The following is a 23,224-nucleotide window of genomic DNA, read 5'->3' on the forward strand; positions in this document are numbered from 1 at the left end:
AGGCCCTGTGGTCCGCTGGCAGCTAGCCTTGGCTGGCCGCCCGACCTTCGCAAGGAAGCCCCATGCCTGCCACGCCGCCCGATCGCTGGCTCGACCTCGACACCCTGCTCGCCGAACTGCTCGCCCAGCAACGCATCAGCCCCGCCTGTGCCCGCCCCTGGCCGCAGGCTGCCAATGAACCCACACATCCGCTGGAGCGCATCGCCCGACGCGGCCTGAACGACCTGCAACGCCCCGGCCATACCCTGGACCTCGATGCCCTGGGCGAATGGCTGGGCCGCCAGGCCGGCCAGCGCCATGTGCGCATCGACCCCCTGGCACTGCAGGCAGCCAGCCTCGGCGGGCTGATGTCGGCCGCATTCGCGCGGCGTCACCAGATTCTGGCCATCGCGGTGGATGCCCACACGGTGACCGTCGCCAGCGCCCAGCCCTACGTACGCAGCTGGGAGCGCGACCTTGGGCAGGTGCTGCAACGCAGGGTGCAGCGGGTGCTGGCCAGCCCGGTGCAGATCCGTGAGCTGAGCCAGGCGGTGTTTCGCCTGGCCCACTCGGTCAGTGGTGCCAGCCAGCAGGCCGTGCCCGGGCCCGAAGGCGCCAGCCTCGAGGCACTGCTTGACCTGGGCAACAGCGCAGGCGACGTCGATGCCAACGAGACGCACATCGTCGGCATCGTCGACTGGCTGTTGCAGTACGCCTTCGAGCAGCGCGCCAGCGATATCCACATCGAGCCGCGCCGCGACCAGGGCCACCTGCGCCTGCGCATCGACGGCCTGCTGCACCCGGCCTACCAGTTCCCGCCGGCAGTGACCCTGGCGGTGGTCAGCCGGCTCAAGAGCCTGGGGCGCATGAACGTCGCGGAAAAGCGCCGCCCGCAGGATGGCCGCATCAAGGCCCGCTCGGCCGCCGGCGCCGAGGTCGAGCTGCGCCTGGCCACCCTGCCCACCGCGTTCGGCGAGAAACTGGTACTGCGTATCTTCGACCCGCACCTGCTGCACCAGGACTTCACCCAGCTGGGCCTGGACGGCAAGGCGCTGCAGCACTGGCAGGCGATGCTGCGCCAGCCCCACGGCATCATCCTGGTGACCGGGCCGACCGGCTCGGGCAAGACCAGCACCCTGTACGCCACCCTCAAGCAACTGGCCACGCCACAGGTCAACCTGTGCACCCTCGAAGACCCGATCGAACAGCTCGAGCCGGCCTTCAACCAGATGCAGGTGCAGCCCGGCATCGACCTGGGCTTTGCCAACGGTGTGCGTGCGCTGCTGCGCCAGGACCCGGACATCATCATGATCGGCGAGATCCGCGATGCCGACACCGCGCAGGTGGCGATCCAGGCCGCGCTCACCGGCCACCTGGTGCTCTCGACCCTGCACACCAACGATGCCTGCGGCGCCGTCGGGCGCCTGCTGGAACTGGGCATCGCGCCGTACCTGATCCGTGCCACGCTGGTCGGCGTGCTGGCCCAGCGCCTGGTGCGCACGCTGTGCCCGGCGTGCAAGGTGGCGCAGCCGCTCGACATGGCGCACTGGCGCGAACTCGACCCGCAGGCGCCGCTGCCCACCGCTACCTGCCAGGCTGAAGGCTGCCGCGATTGCCGGTACACCGGCTACCGGGGCCGCACCGGCCTGTTCGAGCTGCTGCCTGTGAGCCCACGCCTGCGCGAGCAGCTGTCGGGCGACGTCGACCTGGCAAACCTGCGCCGCCAGGCCCGGGCCGAGGGGCTGGGCAGCCTGCGCACGAGCGGCGCGCAAAAAGTCGCCGCAGGGCTGACTACACTGACAGAAGTGATTCGCGTTACTGCATGAAATGAAATGATCCGGCGCTGGCCTGCACAGCTGACCACATGCCAAGCTTGCGCACTTTCAGTCCTGCTGACCAAGGAAACGTCATGCAAATCGGAATGGTAATGCTGTTGTTCGTGGGCCTGGCCCTGGCGCTGGTGTTCATGGGGTTCAAGGTGGTGCCGCAGGGTTTCCAGTGGACCGTGGAACGCTTTGGCCGCTACACCACCACCCTCAAGCCGGGCCTCAACATCATCGTGCCGGTGATGGACCGCATCGGGCGCAAGATCAACATGATGGAAAGCGTGCTGGACATCCCGCCGCAGGAAGTCATCACCGCCGACAACGCCACCGTGCAGATCGATGCGGTGTGCTTCTTCCAGGTGGTCAACACGGCGCAGGCCGCCTACGAGGTCAACAACCTCGAGCACGCCACCCGCAACCTGCTGCAGACCAACATCCGTACCGTGCTCGGCTCCATGGAACTGGACGCCATGCTCAGCCAGCGCGACGCCATCAACGAGCGCCTGCTGCGCACCGTGGATGAAGCCACCGCACCGTGGGGCATCAAGATCACCCGTATCGAGATCAAGGACATCAGCCCGCCGGCCGACCTGATGGCCGCCATGTCCGGGCAGATGAAGGCCGAGCGGGTCAAGCGTGCGCAGATCCTCGAAGCCGAGGGCCTGCGGGCGGCAGCCATCCTCACCGCCGAAGGCAAGAAACAGGCGCAGATCCTCGAGGCCGAGGGTGAGCGTCAGGCGGCATTCCTGGAGTCGGAGGCCCGCGAGCGCCAGGCCGAAGCCGAAGCCCGCGCCACCCAGGTGGTGTCCGAGGCCATCGCCAACGGCAACGTGCAGGCCATCAACTACTTCGTGGCGCAGAAATACGTCGATGCGCTGGGCAAGCTGGCCTCGGCCAACAACAGCAAGGTGGTGCTGATGCCGCTGGAGGCCAGCCAGGTGATCGGCGCCGTCGGCGGCATCGGCGAAATCGTGCGGGCCACCTTCGACGGCAAGAAGGGCTGAGCATGTGGGACTACCTGCAACACCTGTCGTTCTGGGACTGGCTGGCGCTCGGTACGCTGCTGCTGATCCTGGAGGTGTTCGGCGCCGGCGGCTACCTGCTGTGGATCGGGGTGGCGGCGGCGGGCGTGGGCGTGATCACCTTCGTCGTCCCGCAGCTGCCGTGGACCTTGCAGTTCCTGCTGTTCGGCCTGCTGTCGGTATTCACCGCAGTGTTCTGGTGGCACCGTCAGCGCAGCAATGCCAGCCCCAGCGATGCGCCGGGGCTGAACATGCGCGGCCAGGAACTGATCGGCCGGACCTTCGTGGTGCAGGAGGCCATCGTGGGCGGTCGCGGCAAGATCAAGGTCGGCGACGGGGTGTGGATGGTCCGCGGGCCGGACCTGCCAGTGGGCACCCCGGTGCAAGTGCTGTCGCAGGACGGCGCGATACTGCAGGTTGGCCCCGCACCGTAGGCCCTGGGGAACTTGCCTGGGGAAATCACGATCCAACGCACCATAATAGCCCCCACACTGGAGTAAGCCCCATGCGCGTCAAACTTGCGGTTGCCACCCTTGCCTTGTTGTCGCTGCCGGTTGGCTCGGCGATGGCAGATGGCTTCTGGCGTGATGTGATTTCGTCCGGTGCCACCACCGGCTCCACCTACCTGACCTTCAAGGACCACAAGCTGGTGGTGGCGGCGCAGGAAGATGCCAGCAGCTATGTGGCCAGCAACGGCCAGATCAGCGGGCCGTATCTTGAGGCTGCCATGCAGCGTGTGCGTGCCGAGCAGCCAGGGCTGCAGGTCAGCGACATGGAGCTGGCCAATGCGATCCTGGCGCAGAATGCCGTGACCGAGTAATCACCTCGCCGGCAATGCCGGCTCCTACAGGAGCCAGCCTTGTCGGCCACGAGGCCCTGGCCTCAGCGATAATCCTCCACCGGCACACACGCACAGAACAGGTTGCGGTCCCCGTACACGTTGTCCACCCGGTTCACCGCCGGCCAGTACTTGTGCAGCCGCGCATGGTGGCTCGGCGCAACACCCTGCTCGATCGAGTAAGGTCGTTCCCACACCCCCAGCACATCCGCCAAGGTATGCGGCGCCCGCTTGAGCGGGTTGTCCTCGGCTGGCCAGTTGCCGTTCTGCACCTCTGCAATCTCGGCCCGAATCTTCAGCATCGCCTCCACGAAGCGGTCCAGCTCGGCCTTGGACTCGCTCTCGGTCGGCTCCACCATCAAGGTGCCCGGCACCGGGAACGACATGGTCGGCGCATGGAACCCGTAGTCCATCAGGCGCTTGGCCACATCCTCTTCGGTGATTGCGGTCAGCGCCTTCAAGGGCCGCAGGTCGAGGATGCACTCATGCGCCACCCGCCCATTGCGCCCGCGGTACAGCACCGGGAACGCCCCGCCCAACTGCTGGGCCAGATAGTTGGCCGACAGGATCGCCACCTCGCTGGCATCGGCCAGTTGCGGCCCCATCATGGCGATGTACATCCAGCTGATCGGCAGGATGCTCGCACTGCCCCAGGGCGCCGCACTGACCGCAGTGTTCTGCGGGTCGGGGCCGGGCACCGGCACCACCGGATGGCTGGCCACGAACGGTGCCAGGTGTGCACGCACGCCGATCGGGCCCATGCCCGGCCCGCCACCGCCATGGGGAATGCAGAAGGTCTTGTGCAGGTTCATGTGCGATACATCGGCACCGATGTCCGCCGGCCGCGCCAACCCGACCTGGGCATTGAGGTTGGCGCCATCCATGTACACCTGGCCACCGTGGCTGTGGATAACTTCGCAGATCTCACTGATGCCTTCCTCGTACACGCCGTGGGTCGACGGGTAGGTGGCCATCAGGCAGGCCAGGCGCTCACCCGCCGCCTGGGCCTTGGCCTTGAGGTCGACCAGGTCGACGTTGCCCGCCACATCGCATTCCACGATCACCACCTGCATGCCGGCCATCTGCGCAGACGCCGGGTTGGTGCCGTGCGCCGAGGCCGGGATCAGGCAGATATCGCGCTGACCCTGCTGGCGGCTGCGGTGGTACTTGCTGATCGCCAGCAGCCCCGCGTATTCACCCTGGGCACCGGAGTTGGGTTGCATGCAGATGGCATCGAAACCGGTGATCGCGCACAGCCAGCGCTCCAGCTCGTCGATCATCGCGGTATAGCCCTGGGCCTGGGTGAGCGGCGCGAACGGGTGCAGGTTGGCGAAGGCCGGCCAGGTGATGGGGATCATCTCGCTGCTGGCGTTGAGCTTCATGGTGCACGAGCCCAGCGGGATCATCGACTGGTTGAGGGCCAGATCCTTGTTCTCCAGCTGCTTGAGGTAACGCAGCATCTCGGTTTCGCTGTGGTGCAGGTTGAACACCGGGTGCGTCAGAAACGCCGACTGGCGCTGCAAGGCGTCGGGGATGCCGCTGTGCTGCGCCTGGGCATCCAGCTCGGCCACGCTCAGCCCATGGTCGGCGCCCAGAAAGATGCCGAACAGGCGCAGCACCGTGGCCTCGTCGCAGGTTTCATCCAGGCTTACGCCCAGGTGCCCGCGGCCCAGGATGCGCAGGTTGATCTGCGCGGCCTCGGCGCTCTGGATGATCGCGGTCTGGCTGCCGCCGACGTCCAGGGTCAGGGTGTCAAAGAAGTGCTCGTTCAAGCGCTTGAGCCCCTTGGCTTGCAGGCCGGCAGCCAGGATCACCGTGAGCCGGTGCACCCGCTGGGCGATGCGCCTGAGCCCTTCGGGCCCGTGGTACACGGCATAGAACCCGGCGATGTTGGCCAGCAGCACCTGCGCGGTGCAGATGTTGGAGTTGGCCTTCTCGCGGCGGATGTGCTGTTCGCGGGTCTGCAGGGCCATGCGCAGCGCCAGGTTGCCGCGCGCGTCCTTGGAAACGCCGATGATGCGCCCTGGCATGGCGCGCTTGAAGTCGTCGCGGCAGGCAAAGTAGGCCGCGTGCGGGCCCCCGTAGCCCATGGGCACGCCAAAGCGCTGGGTCGAGCCGAGCACCACGTCGGCGCCCTGCTCGCCCGGCGGGGTCAACAGCACCAGGCTCAGCAGGTCGGCGGCGACGCAGGCCAGCGCCTGCTGGGCATGCAGCTGCTCGATGGCCGGGCGCAGGTCGTGCACCCCGCCGTGGGTGTTGGGGTATTGCAGCAGCGCGCCGAACACCCGGTGCTTGTCCAGGTTGTCCAGCCCATCGACGATCAGCTCGAAGCCGAAGCCCTCGGCGCGGGTCTGCAATACGGACAGGGTCTGCGGGTGGCAATGTTCATCGACGAAGAACGCATTGCTGCGCGACTTGGCCATGCGCCGTGCCAGAGCCATGGCTTCGGCAGCGGCCGTCGCTTCGTCGAGCAGCGAGGCATTGGCCAGGTCCAGCCCGGTCAGGTCGATGACCATCTGCTGGTAATTGAGCAGCGCCTCCAGGCGACCCTGGGCGATCTCCGGCTGATACGGCGTATAGGCGGTGTACCAGCCGGGGTTCTCCAGCACGTTGCGCAGGATCACCGTGGGCGTCAGGGTAGCGTGGTACCCCATGCCGATCAGGCTGGTCCACACCTGGTTCTGCTCGGCGTAACCGCGCAGTTTTGCCAGGGCGGCCTGTTCATCAAGCGCCGGGGGCAGTTCCAGCGGGCGGTTCAGGCGAATGCCCGGCGGGACGGTCTGCTCGATCAGTTCACTGCGACTGCTCAGGCCCAGGGCCTGCAACATCGCCTGCTGCTCGGCCGCATCCGGGCCAAGATGACGACGCAGGAACGGGTTGGGATCGTGCAGTTGGCTCAGGGACGGCGACTGGGACATAGCGGCTCTCTCTTCCAAGACCAAGCCTCGAGGGGTCGAGGCTTATTGAGTCTAGGAAGGGATTGCCGTTCGTGCGGGAAAAACTACTCGCCGATGGCGGCCTTGTAGCCGGCAGCGTCCAGCAACTGCTCCAGCTCTGCCGGGTTGGACGGCTTGAGCTTGAAGATCCAGCTGGCGTAAGGATCGTTGTTCAGGTTCTCAGGGCTGTCGCTGAGGTCTTCGTTGACCGCGATCACTTCGCCGCTGACCGGCGCGTAGATATCCGAAGCGGCTTTCACCGACTCCACCACACCGGCGGCGTCCTTGGCCGCGAACACCTTGCCGACCTCGGCCAGTTCGACGAATACCACGTCGCCCAGAGCCTCCTGGGCGTGGTCGCTGATGCCCACGGTGACGGTACCGTCGGCTTCCAGCCTGGCCCACTCGTGGCTCTCGGCAAAATGCAGGTCGGCGGGGATATTGCTCATAGTGTCTTTCCTCAACAGGTCAGCGGTCGGCCCGCCGGAATGAATTCAGATCAGGATCTTGCCCTGGCGCACGAAGGTCGGCTTGACCACCCGTACCGGGTACCACTTGCCGCGAATTTCCACCTCGGCGCGGTCGGCGGTAGCCACCGGCACGCGGGCCAGGGCAATCGCCTTGCTCAGCGTAGGAGAGAAACTACCACTGGTGATCTCCCCTTCGCCAATCTGTGCGATTCGCACCACCTGATGCGCACGCAGCACACCGCGTTCCTCGAGCACCAGGCCGACCAGTTTCAGCTGCACGCCTGCGGCCTGTTCGGCCTCCAGCGCACGGCGTCCGATGAAGTCGCGGTCGGCCGGTTCCAGGGCGATGTTGTGGGCCAGGTTGGAGGTCAGTGGCGAGTGTGCCTCGTCGATGTCCTGTCCGTACAGCGTCATGCCCGCTTCCAGGCGCAAGGTATCGCGCGCGCCCAGCCCGCTGGGGGCAATACCGGCGCCGACCAGGTCGTTGAAGAACGCCGGGGCCTGCTCTGCCGGCAGGGTGATCTCCAGGCCGTCTTCGCCGGTGTAGCCGGTACGCGAGATGAACCAGTCGCGACTGCTGCGGCCTTCGAAGGGGGCCAGTTCACGAATCAGCGCCGCACGGTCACTGCTCACCAGTTCGGCCAACTTGTCCCGCGCATGCGGGCCCTGCACAGCGAAGATCGACAGTTCGGGACGCTCGCGCACCTGCACGTCGTAGTCGCCGATATGGGCCTGCAGCCAGGCCAGGTCCTTGTCGCGGGTGGCGGCGTTGGCCACCAGGCGGTAGCCGTCGTCGGTGCGGTAGACCAGCAGGTCATCGATCACACCGCCCTGTTCGTTGAGCAGGGTGCTGTACAGGGCCTTGCCGTGGGCATTCGGGCTGGCCACATCGTTGGCCAGCAACCAGCGCAGCCAGGGCGTGGCCTGGGCGCCGTGCACATCGATCACGGTGAGGTGCGAGACATCGAAGACCCCGCAGTCGCGGCGCACCTGGTGGTGCTCCTCGACTTGCGAGCCGTAATGCAGGGGCATGTCCCAACCGCCAAAATCGACCATCTTGGCGCCAAGCGCCAGGTGCAGGTCATAAAGAGGCGTACGCTGTCCCATGGGTTTCTCCTTCCGGGCGTGGCGAGGCTGCGGCTGAGGGCAGCGTTTCAGCTACCCGGTGCTGATCGGCCGCAGCGAATGCCGCGCATTGTAGCCGCAAGGGCGCAGCCTTACACCCTCAGTGACTCTGACCCGGGTGACGCGCCGAACGCCTTATCAAACCGATGACCGGCAGCAGCCCCACCAGCACCAGCGTCAACGCCGGCAGCGAGGCACGCGACCACTCGCCCTCGCTGGTCATCTCGAATACCCGCACCGCCAGGGTGTCCCAACCGAACGGGCGCATCAGCAGGGTGGCGGGCATCTCCTTGAGCACATCGACGAACACCAGCAGCGCCGCGCTCAGCGCACCCGGCACCAGCAGCGGGAGATACACCTTGAAAAACAATCGCGGGCCGCTGACCCCGAGGCTGCGCGAGGCCTCCGGCAGCGAGGGTCGGATGCGCCCCAGGCTGTTTTCCAAGGGGCCGTAGGCCACGGCGATGAAGCGCACCAGATAGGCCAGCAGCAGTGCCGCCAGGCTGCCCATCAGCAGCGGCCGGCCGGCACCGCCAAGCCAGCTCGAAAGCGGCACCACCAGCTGGTTGTCGAGGTAACTGAAGGCCAGCATGATCGACACCGCCAATACCGAGCCGGGCAAGGCGTAGCCCAGGTTGGCCAGGCTGACCCCGGCGCGCACCACGCGAGTGGGGGCCTGGCGTCGGGCAAACGCCAGCAGCAGTGCCACCGCCACGGTGATCAGCGCAGCCATGGCGCCCAGGTACAGGGTATGCAGGATGAGCGCGCCATAGCGCTCGTCGAGGTCGAAACGCCCGCGCTGCCAGAACCACACCAGCAACTGCAGCACCGGGATAACGAACGCGCAGGCAAACACCAGCAGGCACCAGCTGCTGGCAGCCAGCGCCTTGACCCCGCGCAGGTGGTACAGCGCCGCCACCCGGGGCCGCTCGTTGCTGCTGCGTACCGCACCGCGGGCCCGGCGCTCGCCGTACAGCACCAGCATGACGGCCAGCAGCAACAGGCTGGCGAGCTGGGCGGCGCTGGAGAGGCTGAAGAAGCCGTACCAGGTCTTGTAGATGGCGGTGGTGAAGGTGTCGAAGTTGAACACGGCCACCGCGCCGAAGTCGGCCAGGGTTTCCATCAGCGCCAGCGCCACGCCCGCGCCGATCGCCGGCCGCGCCATGGGCAGGGCCACGCGCCAGAAGGCTTGCAGCGGCGATTGCCCGAGCACCCGCGCCGCTTCCATCAGGCCCTTGCCCTGGGCCAGGAAGGCGGTACGTGCCAGCAGGTAGACATAGGGGTAGAACACCAGCACCAGCACGATGATCACCCCGCCGGTGGAGCGCACGCGCGGCAGGCGCATGGGGCCGAACCATTCGCGCAGCAGGGTTTGCACCGGGCCGGAGAAGTCCAGCAAACCGACGAAGACGAACGCCAGCACATAGGCGGGGATGGCGAAGGGCAGCATCAATGCCCAGTCGAGCCAGCGTCGGCCGGGGAATTCGCACAGGCTGGTGAGCCAGGCCAGGCTCACGCCCAGCACGGTGACGCCGACGCCCACGCCGAGGATCAAGGTCAGGGTGTTGCCCAACAGGCGGCTCATCTGGGTGTCGAGCAGGTGCGACCAGATCTGCAGGTCGATGCTCTGCCACGACAGCACCAGCACGCTCAGCGGCAGCAGCACCAGCGCGCAGACGGTGAAGACCAGGGGGTACCAGCGGCGTTGGGCGGGGTGGGCCAAGGGGGAGATCTCTAGCGAATGTGAGATTCGCCGGCAACGCCGGCTCCTACAGGGGTCGCGCATTACCTGTAGGAGCCGGCATTGCCGGCGAAGGGGCCCTGGAGGGCCCCGCAAGGATAAGGTCTTGCGCTCAGTTCCAGCCAGCCCGATCCATCAGGCGAATCGCTTCAGCCTGACGCTTGCCCGCCACTTCCACCGGCAGGCTGTCGGCCTTGAACTTGCCCCACGCCGCCACTTCTGCCGAAGGTTCGACCTTGGGGTTGGCCGGGAACTCCTGGTTCACATCGGCGAAGATCTTCTGCGCCTGCGGCCCGGTCATCCACTCCACAAGCTTGATCGCGGCCTCCTTGTGCGGCGCGTGCCGGGTCAAGCCGATGCCCGACAGGTTGACGTGCACGCCACGGTCGGCCTGGTTGGGCCAGAACAGCTTGATCGGCAGCTGCGGCTGCTCCTTGTGCAGGCGGCCATAGTAGTAGGTATTGACGATGCCCACGTCGCACTGCCCGGCCTCGATGGCCTTGAGCACTGCCACGTCATCCGAGAACACGTCGGTGGACAGGTTGTTCACCCAGCCCTTGAGGATCTCTTCGGTCTTCTCGGCGCCGTGGGTTTCGATCAGGGTCGCGGTCAGCGACTGGTTGTAGACCTTCTTGGCGGTACGCAGGCACAAGCGCCCTTCCCATTCCTTGCCGGCCAGCGCCTCGTAGGTGCTCAGCTCCTCGGGCTTGACCCGGTCGGTGGCGTAAGCAATGGTCCGCGCGCGCAGGCTCAGGCCGGTCCAGTCATGGGACGAAGCGCGATACTGCGGGGGAATGTTGGCGTCGATCACGGCCGACTTGATCGGCTGCAGGATACCCATCTGCTCGGCCTGCCAGAGGTTGCCGGCATCCACGGTCAGCAGCAGGTCGGCGGTGGCGTTGCTGCCCTCGGCCTTGATGCGCTGCATCAACGGCGCTTCCTTGTCGGTGATGAACTTGACCTTGACCCCGGTTTCCTTGGTGTAGGCATCGAATACCGGCTTGATCAGCTCGTCGATGCGCGAGGAATACACCACCACCTCGTCCGCCGCCTGTGCGGTACCGCCCAGCAGGGTGAGCGCCAGGGCGGCGAGTAGATGCTTGCGTGGCAACATGAAGGCGGTCCTCGGAATGCGGGAGAGGCGCAAATGGTAGTGAATGCCATTTGCCTTCTCAACCGAACTGCCAAGGGAGGAGTTACCAGATGTTGCGGTGCCGCCTCAGGCCCGTGCCAGCTCCGGCAGGTCGCCGCTCAGCCCCAGCGCCTGGCGCACGAACAGCGCCTTGGCCTCCGGCAGTTGCTCTACCCACTTCAGGCCACTGTTGCGCAGCCAGCGCAGCGGCAGCGGGTCGGCCTGGAACAGGCGCTCGAAGCCCTCCATTGCGGCCATCAAGGCCAGGTTGTGCGGCATGCGCCGTCGTTCGTAGCGGCTCAGCACGCGCACGTCGGCCAGGCGCTCGCCGCGCTCATGGGCATGCTGCAGCACTTCGGCCAGCACCGCCGCGTCCAGAAAGCCAAGGTTCACGCCCTGCCCGGCCAGCGGGTGAATGGTATGTGCCGCATCGCCGATCAACGCCAGGCCCTCGGCCACGTAGCGCTTGGCATGGCGCTGGCGCAGCGGTACGCACAGCCGTGGGTCGGCCGCCAGCACCGTGCCCAGGCGGCCCTCGAAGGCCCGCTCCAGCTCGGCGCAGAAGGCTTCGTCCGGCAGGGCCATGAGGCGCTCGGCCTGCGCAGGCGTGGTCGACCACACGATGGAGCACCAGTGCTGCTGGCCGTCGCGCAGCAGTGGCAGAAACGCCAGCGGGCCGTCATCGGTGAAGCGCTGCCAGGCCGTGGCCTGGTGCGGCTCGGCACAGCGTACGCTGGTCACGATGGCGTGGTGCAGGTAGTCCCACTCACGGGTTTGGCAGCCGGTCAGGCGGCGCACCGCCGAGTTGGCGCCGTCAGCCGCAATCACCAGCGGCGCGCGCAGGGTGCGGCCATCGGCCAGGGTCAGCAGCCAGTCGTCGCCACTGCGGCGCATCTGCTCCAGGCGGGCGTTGGCCAGCAGGCCGATCTCGCTGTCGTGCAGGCGCTGCAGCAGACCGTCCTGCACCACGCGGTTCTCGACGATGTGGCCGAGCACCTCGGCGTGCACGCTGGCGGCCGAAAAGTGGATCTGCCCGGTGCCGCTGCCGTCCCACACGTGCATGTCCGAATACGGGCTCAGGCGCCGCTCGCGGATGTGCTGCCAGGCGCCCACGCGCTCGAGGATGCGCTGGCTGGCCATCGACAGCGCGCTGACTCGCGGCTCGAAGGGCGCCTGTGCATCGAACGGCTTGACCGTCAGGGGGCTGCCGTCGAGCAGCAGGATGTCCAGGCCACTGTGCTGCAAGGCCAGGGCCAGGGCGCTACCGACCATTCCGGCACCGACAATCAACAGATCTGCGCGCATTTCCATGCTTTCAAGCCCGATAAAGAGAAGAAGGGGTCATTGGCCAGGCTGGTCCGGGCGTGTACCCAGGCCCATGGCCTGGCGGGCGAACCAGCGCTTGGCCGGGGGCAGCAGGTCCAGGCCCAGCAGGCCCAGGTTGCGCCCGGTGGCGAGCAACGGCTGGCCGCTGCCGAACAACCGCGTGACCTTGTCGGAGAAGCCCACGGTCATGTCCTGGTCCAGGCGCTGGCGCTCGCGGTAGGCCTGCAGGGTCGCCAGGTCGCCCGGTACTTCAGGCCCGGCCAGCAGACCGTCGGCCAGCGACTGCACGTCGCGCAGCGACAGGTTGAAACCCTGCCCGGCAATCGGATGCAGGCTGTGCGCGGCGTTGCCCAGCACCACCAGGTGCGAGCGCACCTGCTCCTGGGCCTCTACCAGCGACAGCGGGTAGAGGTGACGCGCGCCCACCTGGCGCAAGGTGCCCAGACGGTAGCCGAACACGCCTTGCAGCTCGGCCAGGAAGGCTCGCTCGTCTATCTCGGCCAGCCGTCTGGCATCCATTCCGGCACGGGTCCAGACCAGCGCGCAGCGGTTTTCCGGCAGCGGCAGCAAGGCCATCGGGCCGTCATCGGTGAAGCGTTCGAACGCCTGCCCGCAATGGGCCTCGCTCGGGGTGATGTTGGCGATCAGCGCACTCTGGTTGTACGGACGCTGGCTGACGTGGATGCCCAACTGCTCGCGCAGCCCGGAACGCCCGCCGTCGGCCAGTACCGCCAGGTCGCAGTCCACCGTGGTGTCGTCATCCAGTGTCAGGCGGTAGCCGTCGGCCAGCGGCTGCATCGCGCTGACCTGCGCCGGGCAGCGCCAAGTCACCACCTCGGCATCCAGCCCCTGCCACAGGCACTGGCCGAGCCAGGCGTTCTCGACCACGTAGCCGAGTGCCGGCACGCCTTCTTCCAGGGCGTCCAGGCGGGTGGCGCCAAAGCGGCCACGGTCGGACACCTGGATCTGGCGGATCGGTTCGGCGCGGCGGCTGATCGGCTGCCACAGGCCCAGACGCTCGTAGATCTGCCGGGTGCCGTAGGAAAGCGCCGAGGACCGTGCGTCGTAACTGGGCTGGAAGCTGTCGCCGGGGGCGAACGGCTCGATCAGCAGGATCTTCCAGCCACGCGCCCTGGCCCCGGCCTGCAGGGCCAGCGCCAGGCTGGCACCGACCAGGCCGCCACCGATGATGGCAAGGTTGACCCGGCTCATGCGGCGTGGCTGCGTGCAGCCGCCATCAATGCTTCGATTTCGGCCACCGTGCGCGGTACGCCGGAGGTCAGGATTTCACAGCCCTGCTTGGTCACCACTACGTCGTCCTCGATTCGTACGCCGATACCGCGCCACTTCTTCGCGACGCTCTGGTTGTCGGCAGCAATGTAGATGCCCGGCTCCACCGTCAGGGCCATGCCCGGCTCCAGCACGCGCCACTGGTCGGCGACCTTGTACTCGCCGACGTCGTGCACATCCAGCCCCAGCCAGTGACCGGCGCGGTGCATGTAGAAGGCGCGATGGGCCTCGGCCTCGATCAGCGCCGGCACGTCGCCCTTGAGCAGCCCCAGCTCCACCAGCCCTTCGGTGATCACCTGCACGGTGGCCTCGTGGGCATGGTTCCAGTGCTTGCCCGGTGCAATCGCGGCAAAGGCTGCAGCCTGGGCCTTGAGCACCAGCTCGTAGATCGCTTTCTGCTCCGGCGAGAAGCGCCCGCTGACCGGGAAGGTGCGGGTGATGTCGCTGGCGTAGCAGTCGATCTCGCACCCGGCGTCGATCAGGACCAGGTCGCCGTCCTTGAGCAGGGCGTCGTTCTGCTGGTAATGCAGGATGCAGGCGTTGCGACCCGATGCCACGATCGAGCCGTAGGCCGGCATCTTCGCCCCGCCCTTGCGGAACTCGTAGTCCAGCTCGGCCTCCAGGCTGTATTCGTGCAACCCGGCGCGGCAGGCCTGCATGGCCCGCACATGGGCGCGTGCCGAAATCGCCGCGGCCTCGCGCATCACCTTCACTTCCGTGGCCGATTTATACAGGCGCATGTCGTGCAGCAGATGATCCAGCGCAACGAACTCGTTCGGTGGCTGGGCGCCGAGGTTGGCCTTGGAGCGGATCACGTTGATCCACTCCATCAGGTGGCGGTCGAATTCGGGGTGGCTGCCCATGGCCGAGTACACCCGGTCGCGGCCTTCGATCAGGCCCGGCAGGATGTCGTCGATGTCGGTGATGGGGAACGCATCGTCCGCGCCGTATTCGCGTATCGCGCCTTCCTGGCCAGCGCGCAGGCCGTCCCACAGCTCGCGCTCGGGGTTGCGCTCGCGGCAGAACAGCACGTACTCACCGTGCTCGCGGCCGGGGATCAGCGCTATCACCGCCTCGGGCTCCGGGAAGCCGCTGAGGTACTGGAAGTCGCTGTCCTGGCGGTACACATGCTCCACGTCGCGGTTGCGAATGGCCACCGCGGCCGCGGGCAGGATGGCGATGCTGTTGGGTTCCATCTGCGCCATCAGCGCCTTGCGACGACGGGCATACTCCGCTTTGGGGATATGGGCTATTGGCACGAGGAACCCCTGTTCGGCATTTAGTGCAAGGAAGGCTTGGGCGCAGGCGCCTGTGGCTTGGCCAGCTCGGAGAACAGCAGCATCGGAGCGACGCGCAGGTACTCCATCACTTCCATATAGTCGCTTTCGCCGTCTTCGGATTCTTCCAGTGCATCCTGGACCTGGGAAATGGCATCCAGGTCACCCAGCACTTCCTTGGCTTCGGCACTCAGGCTCAGGCCTGCCGAGTTGAGGCCGAAGCCGTACAGGAAGCCTTTGCACCACTCGCCCAGGGCGATGGCACGCTCGGTCAGCGGGGCATCGTCGGTGGGCAGCAACAGCACGACGGTGACTTCTTCACCGGTGAGTTCGCCCTTGACCATCTCCTGCAGGCCGATCAAAGCGTTACGAACATTGTCTACAGGATCGACTTCCAGCAGGTGGGCCGCATCGGCCAACCAGCCGTCGGCATCGAAGCCGGCGCCGGCGCAGCTGCGCCCCAGCAACAAGCCGTGAAGCTCAGCAGGCGAAACAGGGTGACCGTTGCTGGTGAGCAAGGTGGCAAAAGCGGTGTATGGCGAATTCGTAATGGGCATGGGCAGCTAGGCGCCAGACGGCGCAATGACTAGAATGAAGGCCTTGTATCCTAGCACCGGCAGGCGCGCCAAGACCATCGACGCCGCCAATTCGGGGCATCCCGGAACTTAATGAGCGGGTAAGACCCGTCTGACAAAAGCGAGTGGCACGTCATGCCAGAGAACGACCTGCAAGCGCTGATGGGCCGATTCGAGCTGTTGATCGAACGTGTCGAGCAACTAAAGCGGCAAAATGCACTCCTATTAGCTCAGGAAAAATCCTGGCGCGAGGAGCGCGCCCACCTCATCGAAAAAAACGAGATCGCCCGGCGTAAGGTCGAATCGATGATTTCGCGGCTCAAGGCCCTGGAGCAAGACTCATGAGTTCAAGCAATAGCGTCACCGTTCAGATCCTCGACAAGGAGTATTCGATCATCTGCCCGCCGGAAGAGCGCAGCAACCTGGTCAGCGCAGCGCGCTACCTGGACAGCAAGATGCGCGAGATCCGCAGCAGCGGCAAGGTGATCGGCGCCGACCGTATCGCGGTGATGGCGGCGCTGAACATCACCCACGACCTGCTGCACAATCAGGAGCGCCCGCAGGCGCCCACCGGCGGTGCCACCCGTGAACAGGTGCGCGACCTGCTCGAACGTGTCGATCAGGCATTGGCCGACGACGCGGGTTCAAAACCGGCCTGAGTTTCGGGTATACTCCGACCACTCCCTGGAGTGCTTGCCAGTCGGTCATGTCCCTGAGCCGATACGCACAACCACGGGGGTTGCACGTGGGGCCGGTGTGCATGTCCGCTTGACGGAAAGCCTTAACGCCTCCTGTAATCTCCACCTTGAACTTTCGGGTTCAAGGGCTACACCGACAGCGGTTCGTCGGGGAGCCTGAATTCTCCAGCCTGCGCCCACCCAGCGGCGCACGCACATGCACTGCCACCCCTGCGTGGCAGTCGCCCCAGGGACCGCCCGTGCCATGACCGACACCGCGCCGCTTACCCGCCCCCAACTTCGTCGTCTGCTCCGTGATGCCCGCCGTGCCCTCAGCCCGGCCGAACAGCGCCGTGCCGCGCGCGGCCTGTACCGGCAACTGGCGCAGCACCCGCTGTTTCGTCGTGCCCGGCACATTGCCCTGTACCTGCCCAACGACAGCGAGATCGACCCGCGCCTGCTGCTGCGCGAAGCTCAACGTCGAGGCAAGCATACCTACCTGCCGGTGCTGCACGCCTGGCCCAGAACCCGCATGGCCTTCCAGCGCTTCGAGCACGGTGAAAAACTGCGCCCCAACCGCTTCCGCATCCCCGAACCACGCATCAATCTCACACGCCAGCGACCCACCTGGGCACTGGACCTGATCCTGCTGCCGCTGGTGGGTTTCGACGAGACGGGTGGGCGACTGGGCATGGGCGGCGGGTTCTATGACCGCAGCCTGGCGTATCAGGGGCGGCGCAAGGCCTGGAAGAAACCCCTGCTGCTGGGGCTGGCGCACGAATGCCAGAAAGTGCAACGACTGGCCCAGGCCAGTTGGGACGTGCCGCTGCAGGGCACGGTATCGGACAGGGGGTGGTACCTGGCACCCTGAACGGGCGCCGCAAGGCTCAACGCTTGACGGGGGTCGGGGCGGCCGGCATCTCGTAGGCGGCTGTTTCGAGTTTCTGTTCCCACAGGCTTTGTGCATAGCCGGTGGTGACCACACCCAGGCCAAACAGAAAAACGAGCACCCAGAGCAAATCCGGTTTGCGATTCATCGATTGCCCCCCTCAGGCAAACTCATCACGATGACAGCAACGGTTTTTATTATGCCGTGCAGCAGCGTCAAGCTTAAAATGCGCGCATTCTCCGACAACCTGGTGCCACACGCAAACGTTGACGCCAACCGGCTGTCGGTTTCATGCAACAGGTTATTTCAAACTTTGTCTGGAGCGTCAACGATGGCCTACTGGCTGATGAAATCCGAGCCCGACGAGCTCTCGATCGAAGACCTCGCCCGCCTCGGCCAGGCGCGCTGGGACGGGGTGCGCAACTACCAGGCGCGCAACTTCATGCGCGCCATGGCGGTGGGCGACCTGTTCTTCTTCTACCACTCCAGCTGCCCCGAGCCCGGCATCGCCGGTATTGCCCGCATCACCACCGCCGCCTACCCCGACCCCACCGCACTGGACCCCGAGAGCCACTACTTCGACGCCAAGGCCAGCGCCGAGAAGAACCCGTGGAGCGCAGTGGACGTGGAGCATGTGGAAACCTTGCGCAAGGTGCTGAGCCTTGGCTACCTCAAGCAACAGGCGGCACTGGCCGAACTGCCACTGGTACAGAAGGGCAGCCGCCTGTCGGTGATGCCGGTGACGGACGAACAATGGGCCGCGGTGCTCGCACTACGTTAATTTCGCGTAAGATGCCCACTCGTTTGATACGTATCAACCCGCCACGGTAGGCAAAACGTCAGACTCTGACGTCAAACGCAGCAGGATGCAGGTGCATGTCGATGAGCCAACACACCCCCAAACTCTTTGCCGGCGCGCTGATTGCGCTGCTGGTGGCAGCCGGCGGCCTGGGCTACTGGAAGTCCATGCACGACCGTCTGCCCGAAGGCCTGAGCATGGGCAACGGTCGCCTTGAGGCCACCGAGGTGCAGATCGCCACCAAAGTGCCGGGGCGCCTGGCCGAAGTGCTGGCCGACGAGGGCGACGTGGTACACAAGGGCCAACTGCTGGCGCGCATCGACACCCGCACCATGGAGGCCCAGCGCAACCAGGCCGAAGCCGAAGTGCTGCGTGCCCGCGAGAACTACGCGGCCGCCCAGGCCACCGTGCAGCTGCGCCAAAGCGAACAGCTGCTGGCCAGCCAGGAACTCAAGCGCGTGCGCGAACTGTTCCAGCGCAAGTACTCCAGCCAGCAATTGCTCGACCAGCAGCAGGCCCGCTACGACACCAGCAATTCAGCCGTGGTGGCAGCGCGAGCGCAACTCGCGGCAATCAAGGCCGCCATCGGTGCCGCCGAGGCCCAGGTGGCCCAGCTCACCAGCGAAATCGACGACAGCAGCCTGCGCGCGCCCATCGATGGCGTGATCCAGCTGCGCCTGGCCGAACCGGGCGAAGTGCTCGGGGCCGGCGGGCGCGTACTGCTGCTGATCGATCCCAGCGACCAGTACATGAACCTCTATCTGCCCGCCTCCACCACCGGCAAACTGACCGTGGGCGACCAGGCGCGCATCGTGCTCGATGCCCTGCCCGACCGCGCGCTGCCGGCCAAGATCAGCTTCGTGGCAGCCAAGGCGCAGTTCACCCCCAAGCAGGTGGAAACCCGTGACGAGCGCCAGAAGCTGGTGTTTCGCGTCAAGCTGCGCCTGACCGAGCCCAGCGCGGTGCCCCAGGCCAAGCCGGGCATGCCCGGCGCCGGCTATGTGCGTAGCGCCCCCGTGGACTGGCCGGCCAACCTGCAATGACGGCCCTGGCGCTGCAGGCGCGTGGCATCAGCCACCGCTACGGCTCCCTCGAGGCCCTGCAAAACATCTGCTTTGAACTTCCGGCAGGCACCCGCTGCGGCCTGATCGGCCCGGACGGTGCGGGCAAGTCGAGCCTGCTGGGGCTGATTGCCGGGGTCAAGAAGCTGCAACAGGGCGAGTTGCAGGTGCTGGACGGCTCGATCCGCCAGCGCCGCCACCGCAACAGCCTGTACCCGCGCATCGCCTTCATGCCCCAGGGCCTGGGCGGCAACCTGTACCCCGAGCTGTCGATCAGCGAGAACATCCGCTTCTTCGCCACGCTGTTCGGCCTGAGCCGCACCGAGTGCGACACGCGCATGCACGCGCTGCTGCTGGCCACCGACCTGGAACGCTTTGCCGAACGCCCGGCAGGCAAGCTCTCCGGGGGCATGAAGCAGAAACTCGGGCTGTGCTGCGCACTGATCCACGAGCCCGACCTGCTGATTCTCGACGAGCCCACCACCGGCGTCGACCCGCTGTCGCGCCGGCGCTTCTGGGAGCTGGTGGAGCAGGTGCGCGGCGAGCGTCCGCAACTGACCCTGCTGGTGGCCACCGCCTACATGGAAGAGGCCGAACAGTTCGAGCACTGTCTGATGCTCGACCGTGGTCGCCTGATCGCCCAGGGGCTGAGCCGCGAGCTGGCCAGCGCCACCGCCAGCGGCAAGCTGGACGACGCCTTCACCTGCTACCAGAGCCAGCAGCAGGATGACCGCAGCCGCACCCAGGCGCCGCTGGTGATCCCTCCACGCCCGGCCGACGACGGCGACATCGCCATCGAGGCCCATGAACTGACCCTGCGCTTCGGCGACTTCACCGCAGTGAACAAGGTCAGCTTCGCCATCGGCCGTGGCGAGATCTTCGGTTTCCTGGGCTCCAACGGCTGTGGCAAGACCACCACCATGAAGGTGCTCACCGGCCTGATGCCGGCCAGCGAAGGCAGCGCCACCCTGCTCGGCCGCCCGGTCGACGCCAAGGACCTGGCCACGCGCAAGCGCGTCGGCTTCATGTCGCAGAGCTTTTCGCTGTATGGCGAACTGAGCGTGCGTCAGAACCTCGAGCTGCACGCGCGCCTGTTCGACCTGAACAAGGCCGACAGCACCCCGCGCATCGCCGAACTGATCGAGCGCTTCGACCTGGGCGACATTGCCGACCAGCAGTCCGGCGCCCTGCCGCTGGGCCTGCGCCAGCGCCTGTCGCTGGCCGTGGCGGTGCTGCACCGGCCTGAAGTGCTGATCCTCGACGAACCCACCTCCGGCGTCGACCCGGCCGCACGCGACGACTTCTGGCGCCTGCTGATCGAGCTGTCCCGCGAGCAGGGCGTGACCATCTTCCTGTCCACCCACTTCATGAACGAGGCGCTGCGCTGCGATCGCATCTCGCTGATGCACGCCGGCCGTGTGCTGGCCTGCGATACCCCAGCCGCGCTGCAACAGCAGTTCGGTGGCCAGACCCTGGAAGACGCCTTCGTCACCTGCCTGGAACAGGCGCAGAACAGCAGCCCGGCGCCGACCGAAGCCCAACCGGTGAGCACCACCGCCGAGGCCGCCAGCCCGCCACCCCGCAGCGGCTTCAGCTTCGTGCGGCTGTTCGCGGTAGCCACCCGCGAAGGCAAGGAGCTGCTGCGCGACAAGGTGCGCCTGGCCTTCGCCCTGCTCGGTGCGCTGTTCATGATGGTGATCTTCGGCTATGGCATTTCGCTGGACGTGGAGAACCTGGCATTCGCGGTCTACGACCAGGACCAGAGCCCGCAAAGCCGTCTGTACCTGGAAGCGTTTCGCGGCTCGCGCTACTTCGCCGAGCAGGCGCCGATCCGCGACGCCGCGCAACTGCACAAGCGCCTGCAACGCTCGGAAATCAAGCTGGCGCTGGAGATCCCCCCCGGCTTTGGCCGCGACCTGAATGCCGGGCGCCAGCCGGTGGTGGCGGCCTGGCTCGATGGCGGCATGCCGTTTCGCGCCGAAACCAGCCGCAACTATGTGGAGGCCGTGCACCAGGCCAACCTCGAACAGCTCGCCGCGCTGAGCAGCCGCGCACAGCCAGGCCAGGCAGCGGTGAAACTTGAAACCCGCTTTCGCTACAACCAGGACGTGATCAGCGTGAACGCCATCGGCCCCGGGGTGATGGCGCTGATCCTGGCGTTCATTCCCGCGATGCTCACGGCGCTGGGCATCGTGCGTGAAAAAGAGCTGGGCTCGATCACCAACTTCTACGCCACGCCGCTCACGCGCCTGGAGTTCCTGCTCGGCAAGCAGGCCCCGTACCTGCTGGTGAGCCTGGTCAACCTGGCGTTGCTGGTGGCGATGAACCGCTGGCTGTTCGGCGTGCCGTTCAAGGGCAGCGCGCTGGCCCTGGCCTGCGGCGGGGTGCTGTACCTGCTGGCCACCACCAGCCTGGGGCTGCTGATCTCGGCGTTCACCCGCACCCAGATCGCGGCGATCCTGGGCACCATGATCATCACCAGCCTGCCGACCATCCAGTTCTCCGGGCTGATCGTGCCACGCTCTTCTCTCGATGGCGCGGCAGCACTGATGGGTCAGCTGTTCCCGGCCGGCTACTTCCTCGACATTGCCGTCGGCACCTTCACCAAGGCCCTGGACCTGCGCGAACTCTGGCCGCAGTGCCTGGCCCTGTTCGGGTTCTTCGCCGGCTTCACCGGGCTGAGCCTGATCATGCTGAAAAAGCAGGAGGTCTGATGCAGCGCCTGGCCCATATCTACCGCCTCGGTCTCAAGGAGCTGACCAGCCTGCGCCACGACAGCGTGCTGCTGCTGTTTCTGCTGTATGCCTTCAGCGTGGCCATCTACATGCCCGCCGCCGGCTCGGTGATCGGCGTGCACAACGCCAGCGTGGCCATCGTCGACGAAGACCACAGCCTGGTCTCGCGCAAGCTGGGCGAGGCGCTGCAACCGCCGGAGTTCCAGCCGGCGGTGACGCTGCCCTACGACCAGCTCGACCAGGCCATGGACAGCGGCCAGTACACCTTCGTGATCAATATCCCGGTGAACTTCCAGAGCGACCTGCTGGCCGGGCGCACCCCGGAACTGCAGGTGAACGTCGACGCCACCGCCATGAGCCAGGCGTTCATGGGCGCCGGCTACATCGGGCGGATCTTCGAACGCGAGCTGCTCGACTACGCCAAGCAGGCCGTGCAGAGCCCGGCGCTGCTGAGCCCACGGGCGCTGTTCAACCCCAACCTGGAGGGCGGCTGGTTTCTGGCGGTGATCCAGATCGTCAACAACATCACCATCCTGGCCATCGTGCTGACCGGCACTGCGCTGCTGCGCGAACGCGAGCATGGCACCCTCGACCACCTGCTGGTACTGCCACTGACGGCACTGGAAATCATGCTGGCCAAGATCGGCAGCAACGCGCTGGTGGTGGTGCTGTGCACCTGGGTGTCGCTGGAGGTGGTGGTCAAGGGGGCATTGGGAGTGCCGCTGGCCGGCTCCATGGGGTTGTTCCTGGGCGTGACCGCGCTGTACCTGTTCGCCAGCACCGCGCTGGGGATCTTCCTCGCCACACTGGCGCGCTCGACCCCGCAGTTCGGCTTGCTGGCGATCCCGGTGATCATCCCGATGCTGTTGCTGTCGGGCGGCAGCACGCCGCTGGACAGCATGCCGCAATGGCTGCAGTGGGTGATGCAACTGTCACCCTCCACCCACTTCGTCAGCCTGGGTGCCGCGATCCTGTTCCGCGACGCCGACGCATCGGTGGTGTGGCCGGACCTGCTGGCGCTGGCGGTGATCGGCCTGGCGTTCTTTGCGATCGCCCTGGCACGCTTTCGCCGCAGCCTGGCTTCGTGACTACTGCACGATCAGGTTGTTGAACAGCAGGTCGGCCACCACCGGCCGGCCTTCTTCGCCGTTGAGCACCTGCTGCACCTGCTTGAGGGCTTCCTGGCGAAGGTGTTCCTTGGCCTCGACGTTGCTCATGCCGTCCAGGCTCTGCTGGGTGAACAGGGCCACCAGCTGGTTGCGGATCAGCGGTTCGTGGTGCTTGACCGCGGCCGCATCCACATCGTTGTCCACGCGCAACGCCACATCGGCCTTGTACACGCGCAGCTTGGGGCCGCCATCAAGGGCATAGTTGCCCACCAGTGGCGGGGTCAGGGAGATGTACGACACCTTCGGCGCGCCCTCTCCGTCCTTGGCTTCTTCGGCCATGGCCGCCGCTGGCAGCATCAGAGCCAGTACCATCAAGATCCACGCTTTCACCAATTCGCTCCTCAAACAGTTGGCGCC

At 66.4% G+C, this 23,224-nt stretch carries 22 protein-coding genes and 1 other RNA gene; 12 read left to right on the forward strand and 11 right to left on the reverse strand.

Annotation, left to right across the window (positions count from 1 at the left end; translation table 11 throughout):
* Positions 1–62: 62 nt before the first annotated feature.
* The 4 genes from N0B28_RS25065 (at position 63) to N0B28_RS25080 (ending at position 3,647) form a co-directional block, all read left to right on the forward strand.
* Positions 63–1,805, forward strand: a complete 1,743-nt coding sequence (locus N0B28_RS25065) for a GspE/PulE family protein (protein WP_275729462.1) — start codon at positions 63–65, stop codon at positions 1,803–1,805.
* A gap of 83 nt (positions 1,806–1,888) precedes the next feature.
* Positions 1,889–2,809, forward strand: coding sequence for an SPFH domain-containing protein (locus N0B28_RS25070; RefSeq protein WP_043863416.1), 921 nt, complete (start codon positions 1,889–1,891; stop codon positions 2,807–2,809).
* Positions 2,810–2,811: 2 nt separating this feature from the next.
* Complete coding sequence (locus N0B28_RS25075) at positions 2,812–3,261, forward strand: NfeD family protein (protein WP_054915507.1); 450 nt, start codon at positions 2,812–2,814, stop codon at positions 3,259–3,261.
* A 71-nt stretch (positions 3,262–3,332) separates the two neighbouring features.
* Positions 3,333–3,647, forward strand: coding sequence for a DUF2388 domain-containing protein (locus N0B28_RS25080; protein WP_043863414.1), 315 nt, complete (start codon positions 3,333–3,335; stop codon positions 3,645–3,647).
* Between the two features lie 62 nt (positions 3,648–3,709).
* Here N0B28_RS25080 and gcvP read toward each other — a convergent pair whose 3' ends face one another.
* From gcvP to N0B28_RS25125, 9 genes are all read right to left on the reverse strand, one after another.
* Complete coding sequence (gene gcvP / locus N0B28_RS25085) at positions 3,710–6,583, reverse strand: aminomethyl-transferring glycine dehydrogenase (RefSeq protein ID WP_196932020.1); 2,874 nt, start codon at positions 6,581–6,583, stop codon at positions 3,710–3,712.
* An 83-nt stretch (positions 6,584–6,666) separates the two neighbouring features.
* On the reverse strand, positions 6,667–7,050 hold the full coding sequence (gene gcvH, locus N0B28_RS25090) for a glycine cleavage system protein GcvH (RefSeq protein WP_275729466.1): 384 nt from the start codon (positions 7,048–7,050) through the stop codon (positions 6,667–6,669).
* Positions 7,051–7,095: 45 nt separating this feature from the next.
* Positions 7,096–8,178: a glycine cleavage system aminomethyltransferase GcvT gene (gene gcvT, locus N0B28_RS25095; protein WP_058541754.1), complete on the reverse strand. Its 1,083-nt coding sequence runs from the start codon at positions 8,176–8,178 to the stop codon at positions 7,096–7,098.
* A gap of 118 nt (positions 8,179–8,296) precedes the next feature.
* Positions 8,297–9,919: an iron ABC transporter permease gene (locus N0B28_RS25100; RefSeq protein ID WP_058541753.1), complete on the reverse strand. Its 1,623-nt coding sequence runs from the start codon at positions 9,917–9,919 to the stop codon at positions 8,297–8,299.
* Between the two features lie 130 nt (positions 9,920–10,049).
* Complete coding sequence (locus N0B28_RS25105) at positions 10,050–11,051, reverse strand: extracellular solute-binding protein (RefSeq protein WP_043863409.1); 1,002 nt, start codon at positions 11,049–11,051, stop codon at positions 10,050–10,052.
* A 105-nt stretch (positions 11,052–11,156) separates the two neighbouring features.
* Positions 11,157–12,374, reverse strand: coding sequence for a 2-octaprenyl-3-methyl-6-methoxy-1,4-benzoquinol hydroxylase (locus N0B28_RS25110; RefSeq protein WP_167400227.1), 1,218 nt, complete (start codon positions 12,372–12,374; stop codon positions 11,157–11,159).
* Positions 12,375–12,410: 36 nt separating this feature from the next.
* Positions 12,411–13,607 (reverse strand): 2-octaprenyl-6-methoxyphenyl hydroxylase, encoded by a 1,197-nt coding sequence (ubiH, locus tag N0B28_RS25115; RefSeq protein WP_043863407.1) that lies wholly within the window; start codon positions 13,605–13,607, stop codon positions 12,411–12,413.
* The gene (pepP, locus tag N0B28_RS25120; RefSeq protein ID WP_043863469.1) at positions 13,604–14,938 is read right to left on the reverse strand and encodes a Xaa-Pro aminopeptidase; all 1,335 of its coding nucleotides are present in this window, start codon (positions 14,936–14,938) and stop codon (positions 13,604–13,606) included. Before pepP ends, ubiH begins: the two co-directional genes overlap by 4 nt.
* A gap of 26 nt (positions 14,939–14,964) precedes the next feature.
* Positions 14,965–15,519, reverse strand: a complete 555-nt coding sequence (locus N0B28_RS25125) for a YecA family protein (protein ID WP_043863406.1) — start codon at positions 15,517–15,519, stop codon at positions 14,965–14,967.
* A 153-nt stretch (positions 15,520–15,672) separates the two neighbouring features.
* Between N0B28_RS25125 and N0B28_RS25130 the strand changes: the two genes are divergently transcribed.
* The 4 genes from N0B28_RS25130 (at position 15,673) to N0B28_RS25145 (ending at position 17,085) form a co-directional block, all read left to right on the forward strand.
* Positions 15,673–15,882: a TIGR02449 family protein gene (locus tag N0B28_RS25130; RefSeq protein WP_043863405.1), complete on the forward strand. Its 210-nt coding sequence runs from the start codon at positions 15,673–15,675 to the stop codon at positions 15,880–15,882.
* Positions 15,879–16,196 (forward strand): cell division protein ZapA, encoded by a 318-nt coding sequence (locus tag N0B28_RS25135; protein ID WP_043863404.1) that lies wholly within the window; start codon positions 15,879–15,881, stop codon positions 16,194–16,196. The genes N0B28_RS25130 and N0B28_RS25135 overlap by 4 nt, the downstream gene beginning before the upstream one ends.
* 19 nt (positions 16,197–16,215) lie before the next feature.
* A non-coding RNA gene (ssrS, locus tag N0B28_RS25140) (6S RNA) lies at positions 16,216–16,393 on the forward strand.
* An 86-nt stretch (positions 16,394–16,479) separates the two neighbouring features.
* Complete coding sequence (locus N0B28_RS25145) at positions 16,480–17,085, forward strand: 5-formyltetrahydrofolate cyclo-ligase (protein ID WP_043863403.1); 606 nt, start codon at positions 16,480–16,482, stop codon at positions 17,083–17,085.
* A gap of 16 nt (positions 17,086–17,101) precedes the next feature.
* Here N0B28_RS25145 and N0B28_RS25150 read toward each other — a convergent pair whose 3' ends face one another.
* Positions 17,102–17,224 carry a hypothetical protein gene (locus N0B28_RS25150; RefSeq protein WP_255001640.1) on the reverse strand — a complete coding sequence of 41 codons (123 nt, stop codon included), beginning with the start codon at positions 17,222–17,224 and terminating at the stop codon, positions 17,102–17,104.
* Positions 17,225–17,434: 210 nt separating this feature from the next.
* On the opposite strand from N0B28_RS25150, the gene N0B28_RS25155 reads away from it, so the two are divergent.
* From N0B28_RS25155 to N0B28_RS25170, 4 genes are all read left to right on the forward strand, one after another.
* Positions 17,435–17,884, forward strand: a complete 450-nt coding sequence (locus tag N0B28_RS25155; RefSeq protein WP_123753399.1) for an EVE domain-containing protein — start codon at positions 17,435–17,437, stop codon at positions 17,882–17,884.
* A 101-nt stretch (positions 17,885–17,985) separates the two neighbouring features.
* A complete protein-coding gene (locus N0B28_RS25160; RefSeq protein WP_080922916.1) occupies positions 17,986–18,945 on the forward strand; it encodes an HlyD family efflux transporter periplasmic adaptor subunit in 960 nt (319 codons plus the stop codon).
* Complete coding sequence (rbbA, locus tag N0B28_RS25165) at positions 18,942–21,677, forward strand: ribosome-associated ATPase/putative transporter RbbA (RefSeq protein ID WP_275729479.1); 2,736 nt, start codon at positions 18,942–18,944, stop codon at positions 21,675–21,677. The genes N0B28_RS25160 and rbbA overlap by 4 nt, the downstream gene beginning before the upstream one ends.
* A complete protein-coding gene (locus N0B28_RS25170; RefSeq protein ID WP_229588995.1) occupies positions 21,677–22,786 on the forward strand; it encodes an ABC transporter permease in 1,110 nt (369 codons plus the stop codon). The genes rbbA and N0B28_RS25170 overlap by 1 nt, the downstream gene beginning before the upstream one ends.
* Here the strand turns inward: N0B28_RS25170 and N0B28_RS25175 are convergent, their stop codons facing one another.
* On the reverse strand, positions 22,787–23,197 hold the full coding sequence (locus tag N0B28_RS25175; protein ID WP_054915500.1) for a flagellar basal body-associated protein FliL: 411 nt from the start codon (positions 23,195–23,197) through the stop codon (positions 22,787–22,789).
* Between the last annotated feature and the right edge of the window lie 27 nt (positions 23,198–23,224).

The sequence above is a fragment of the Pseudomonas sp. SD17-1 genome (assembly GCF_029201585.1).
Taxonomy (GTDB): Bacteria; Pseudomonadota; Gammaproteobacteria; order Pseudomonadales; family Pseudomonadaceae; genus Aquipseudomonas; species Aquipseudomonas palmensis.

Coding starts and splice junctions, on each gene's coding strand:
- N0B28_RS25065 (WP_275729462.1), top strand. CDS start 63: ATGCCTGCCACGCCGCCCGATCGCTGGCTCGACCTCGACACCCTGCTC.
- N0B28_RS25070 (WP_043863416.1), top strand. CDS start 1,889: ATGCAAATCGGAATGGTAATGCTGTTGTTCGTGGGCCTGGCCCTGGCG.
- N0B28_RS25075 (WP_054915507.1), top strand. CDS start 2,812: ATGTGGGACTACCTGCAACACCTGTCGTTCTGGGACTGGCTGGCGCTC.
- N0B28_RS25080 (WP_043863414.1), top strand. CDS start 3,333: ATGCGCGTCAAACTTGCGGTTGCCACCCTTGCCTTGTTGTCGCTGCCG.
- gcvP (WP_196932020.1), bottom strand. CDS start 6,583: ATGTCCCAGTCGCCGTCCCTGAGCCAACTGCACGATCCCAACCCGTTC.
- gcvH (WP_275729466.1), bottom strand. CDS start 7,050: ATGAGCAATATCCCCGCCGACCTGCATTTTGCCGAGAGCCACGAGTGG.
- gcvT (WP_058541754.1), bottom strand. CDS start 8,178: ATGGGACAGCGTACGCCTCTTTATGACCTGCACCTGGCGCTTGGCGCC.
- N0B28_RS25105 (WP_043863409.1), bottom strand. CDS start 11,051: ATGTTGCCACGCAAGCATCTACTCGCCGCCCTGGCGCTCACCCTGCTG.
- N0B28_RS25110 (WP_167400227.1), bottom strand. CDS start 12,374: ATGCGCGCAGATCTGTTGATTGTCGGTGCCGGAATGGTCGGTAGCGCC.
- ubiH (WP_043863407.1), bottom strand. CDS start 13,607: ATGAGCCGGGTCAACCTTGCCATCATCGGTGGCGGCCTGGTCGGTGCC.
- N0B28_RS25125 (WP_043863406.1), bottom strand. CDS start 15,519: ATGCCCATTACGAATTCGCCATACACCGCTTTTGCCACCTTGCTCACC.
- N0B28_RS25130 (WP_043863405.1), top strand. CDS start 15,673: ATGCCAGAGAACGACCTGCAAGCGCTGATGGGCCGATTCGAGCTGTTG.
- N0B28_RS25135 (WP_043863404.1), top strand. CDS start 15,879: ATGAGTTCAAGCAATAGCGTCACCGTTCAGATCCTCGACAAGGAGTAT.
- N0B28_RS25145 (WP_043863403.1), top strand. CDS start 16,480: ATGACCGACACCGCGCCGCTTACCCGCCCCCAACTTCGTCGTCTGCTC.
- N0B28_RS25155 (WP_123753399.1), top strand. CDS start 17,435: ATGGCCTACTGGCTGATGAAATCCGAGCCCGACGAGCTCTCGATCGAA.
- N0B28_RS25160 (WP_080922916.1), top strand. CDS start 17,986: ATGAGCCAACACACCCCCAAACTCTTTGCCGGCGCGCTGATTGCGCTG.
- rbbA (WP_275729479.1), top strand. CDS start 18,942: ATGACGGCCCTGGCGCTGCAGGCGCGTGGCATCAGCCACCGCTACGGC.
- N0B28_RS25170 (WP_229588995.1), top strand. CDS start 21,677: ATGCAGCGCCTGGCCCATATCTACCGCCTCGGTCTCAAGGAGCTGACC.